The following is a 3777-nucleotide window of genomic DNA, read 5'->3' as shown; positions in this document are numbered from 1 at the left end:
TCCTGGAAACCAGCCCCACGCTCGAAATCCGCTACAACCACAAGCCCAACAAGCCGACGGGTATGACCACCTCACCGAAGACCGCCTGCGCGGGTGGCAGCACCGTCGGCGACGCCTCCGTCTCCCTCTATGCGCCGGTCTCCGACCGCAACGGCGGCACCCTCGGCGTCTCCTTCAAGCTTTGGAAGACCACCGACACCACCCAGGCCGCGCTCGCCTCCTCCAACCCGAGCCTGCTGACGTACCCCTCCGGCTCCACCGGGGTTCTCGTCGTACCGATGACCACCCTCCGGAGCGCAGCCGCCGGCACCATCACCAGCTTCTCTTGGAAGGTCCAGGCGACCGACTTCGGGGCGTCCAGCGACTGGTCGGCGACCTGCACCTTCAAATTCGACCCCACTCGTCCGGGTCAGCCGTCAGTGAGTGACGCGCCCGCGGGGGCCACCGTCGGCCAGCCGGCCACCTTCACCATCACCAAGTCCGAGGGCAGTGGCGGCACCACGCCGAGTGGGTACGTCTCCCAGCTCAACGGCGGTCCGCCGGTCGACATCCCCGCCGACGCGACCGGTGCCGCCACCTTCACGGTGTCACCGACGCGGTTCACCAACACGCTGACCATCACCAGCGTCTCCGCTGGTGGCAACTTCGGCGACAGCACCAGCAAGGTCTTCAACGCCGCTCCCGCCGCCACCGCGGTCGACGGCGACATGACCGGCGACGATGTCGCGGACCTGCTCACCGTCGGCAAGGCGAACAATCTGCCCTCCGGACTCTGGCTCGCCGCCGGCAGGAACGGAACCGGCGTAGACCGGATCACGGCGAACATCGGAGCTCGGGGCAACGGGGTCACCGGCAACGAGGACGCATCCGACTTCGACGGCGGCCAGGCGATCTCCGGTCACTTCCTCGGATCCGGCTTCCAGGACGTCCTCGTCTACTACACGTCAGGTGTCAGCGCCGGCAACGGAACCGTCCTGGGCGGCAGTGGTGACGGCTCGGTCATCCAGCCGTACGACAACCAGGTCAGCGTCTCGGGTGAACTGCTGGTCGACGGCAACGGCAACGCCCCGCTGCAGTTGGCCAACGCCGGCGATACCCGAGGCACCGGATCCACCATCCCGGACCTGATCGGCACCAGCGGCGACGCGACGAACGGGTTCTTCCTCAACTATTACCCGATGTCCTCCGCGCCCGGCCTCTACTACTACGGAGGCAGCACCACGACCCTCACCCCGAGCGGCGGCGTGGACTGGAACAACTGGACCATCACCACCGCCCAGCTCAGCAGCGGCACCGCCATGTTCCTCTGGAACAGCACCACCGGCGCCCTGCACCTCTGGACCAACCTGGCCTACAACCAGGACACCACCCAGCTCACCTACACGCCCTACACGCTCTCCACCAACTGGAACCGCGGCGCCGCACTGAACCTGCAGGCCGCCGACATCAACATCGACGGCACCCCCGACCTGTGGACCATCGGCGCCGGCGGGGTCGCCACGACCTGGTTGGTCACCGGGGTGTCCGCGGGTGCTGGCACCATCACCGGGCAGCCGGCCCAGAGCCTCATCACGTCCAATCACGCCTGGCCGCTCGCCGACGCCGAGAGCGGCCCCGTGACGGGGGCCGACGTGGCGAAGGACGCTGTCGGCACCCTGCACGCCACTGGTGCCGGTAACAGCATGTGGACCTCCGGCGATCTCTTCGACCGGGCTGCCCTGTTCGACGGTACGACGAACAGCGCGCTCGCCACGGCCGCGCCGGCGGTGACCAGCAACGCCGACTTCACCGTCTCCGTGTGGGTCAAACCGACCGCCGCCGGCGGCACCGTCTTCTCCCAGGACGCGACGAACACGGCCGGCATCAGGGTTTGGATCGACGCTTCGGACAGCAGTTGGCGGGTTGCGATGGCACAGAGCGACGTGGCGAACCCGGTCTGGGATGTCGCCACCGCCGGCGCGAACAGTGCCCGACTGGGCGTCTGGACCAGGGTGACGGTCAGCTACGAGAAGGCCAACGGTCGTCTCGGCCTCTACCTCGGCGCCTTGAACAAGGGGGTGGTGACTCACTCCGGCAACTGGAACGCCGCCGGCCCGTTCCGGATGGGCGCGCACCGTACGTCGGCCGCCGGGCTCGGCGGTTGGTTCAAGGGTCAGCTCAGTGAGTTGCTCACCTGGAACACGGTGGTAAGCCCGGTTCAGCCGGTTCCCGCCGGCCCGCGCCGGGACTTCAGCGGAGACGGTTACCCGGACGTCATGGCGCGGTACACGCCCAACAACGACATCTTTCTCTACCAGGGCAACGGCGCTGGGACCTTCCAGTCCGGCTCGACAACCATCGGCGCGGCCTGGTCCGCATTTGACACCATCTTCTCGCCGGGCGACTTCAACGGCGACGGCATCACCGACGTGATCGCCCGGCACGCGACCAACAAGGACCTCTACCTCTACCGGGGCAGCGGCACCGGCAGGTTCCTCTCCGGTTCCACCATTATCGGCGACAACTGGGCGGCCTTCGACCAGATCCTCTCGCCAGGCGACTTCGACGGCGACGGAAAGACCGACGTGATCGCGCGCGATGCCACCAGCAAGGACCTCTACCTCTACCGGGGCACCGGCAACGGGGGCTTCATCTCCGGTTCCACCCTCATCGGCGACAACTGGGCCGCCTTCGACACGATCTTCTCGGCGGGCGACTTCGACGGCGACGGCAAGACTGACCTAATGGCCCGACACGCGACCAACAAGGACATCTACCTCTACCGCGGCAACGGCACCGGCAGGTTCCACCCCGGCTCCACCGTCATCGGCGACAATTGGGCCGCCCTCGACCGGATCTTTTCCGTCGGCGACTTCAATATGGACGGCAACACCGACGTCATCGCCCGCCACGCGACGACCAAGAATCTCCACCTCTACCAGGGCAACGGGGTAGGACGGTTCAAGTCCGGCTACACCGTCATCGGTGCCAACTGGTCGGCCTTCAACATGGTCTTCTGATCACGGCTGGTCCGGTCCGGGTGATGAGCTCGGGCCGGACCGGCCGGGTTTTGTTTCCACCTCGGCCATGCCCGAATCCGCGCGCCCCTGTCACTTGCGGCGAGTGCCTCGGCAAGCCCCATAGCACGAGCGATGTTGCATGGTCAACTACCTGGAATGGTCATGGATTTGTCACGAAGATCCTCGATCTGTGCCTTCAAAACATCTCAGTGATTCGCAAACGGACTCGTCGTGTCCCTGGGGAGCTATCCCTCAGGCCGGCGTGACTGCTACACCAAGGCCGCCGATCGAACACGTCTGCCGCGTTCGCGGCACATCACTCAAGAGGAGTTCTTGCTTATGATCACCAGACGACTGCGCCTGCGCGCTGTCGCATCGGGTGCGTTGGCTGCCGTCGCCATCGCCTCGGCCACAGTGCCGCTCGCACGGCCGGCCGCCGCTGCCGCTCCCGTACAACCGAAACCCGCCGCCGTCCCGGCCGGACCGCTCGGGGTCGACGCCGCCCTCGCTCAGGCCAAGCGGACCGGCAAGCAGGTCGAGGCGACCGCCGCAGGCACCTCCACGGAGACCATGTCCGCTCTTCCGAACGGCCAGATCGTGCTCAGCCAGAGCGCCATGCCGAGCCGCAAGCGCGTCGGCGACACGTGGAAGCAGCTCGACCCCACCCTGGTCCGGCGGGCCGACGGCGCCATCACGGCGACCACCACCACGCATGACATCACGCTGTCCGGAGGTGGCAGCGGGCCGATGGCACACCTGGTCAGCGGCGACCGCTCGC

The 3777-nt window shown here is 67.2% G+C and carries 1 protein-coding gene and 1 pseudogene; both read left to right on the top strand.

Features of this window, described 5'->3' with window-relative positions:
- Positions 1 to 2999: FG-GAP-like repeat-containing protein (locus tag B0E54_RS32150; protein WP_234591601.1), on the top strand; the 2999-nt coding region annotated here is incomplete at its 5' end.
- 339 nt (positions 3000 to 3338) lie between these two features.
- A pseudogene (locus B0E54_RS32145) lies at positions 3339 to 3777 on the top strand (hypothetical protein); the annotation flags it as partial.

Origin of the sequence: Micromonospora sp. MH99, assembly GCF_021442385.1 — a bacterium.
Taxonomy (GTDB): domain Bacteria; phylum Actinomycetota; class Actinomycetes; order Mycobacteriales; family Micromonosporaceae; genus Micromonospora.
Note: the sequence above shows the minus strand (reverse complement) of the source record. Positions and strands in the feature narration are given on the sequence as shown.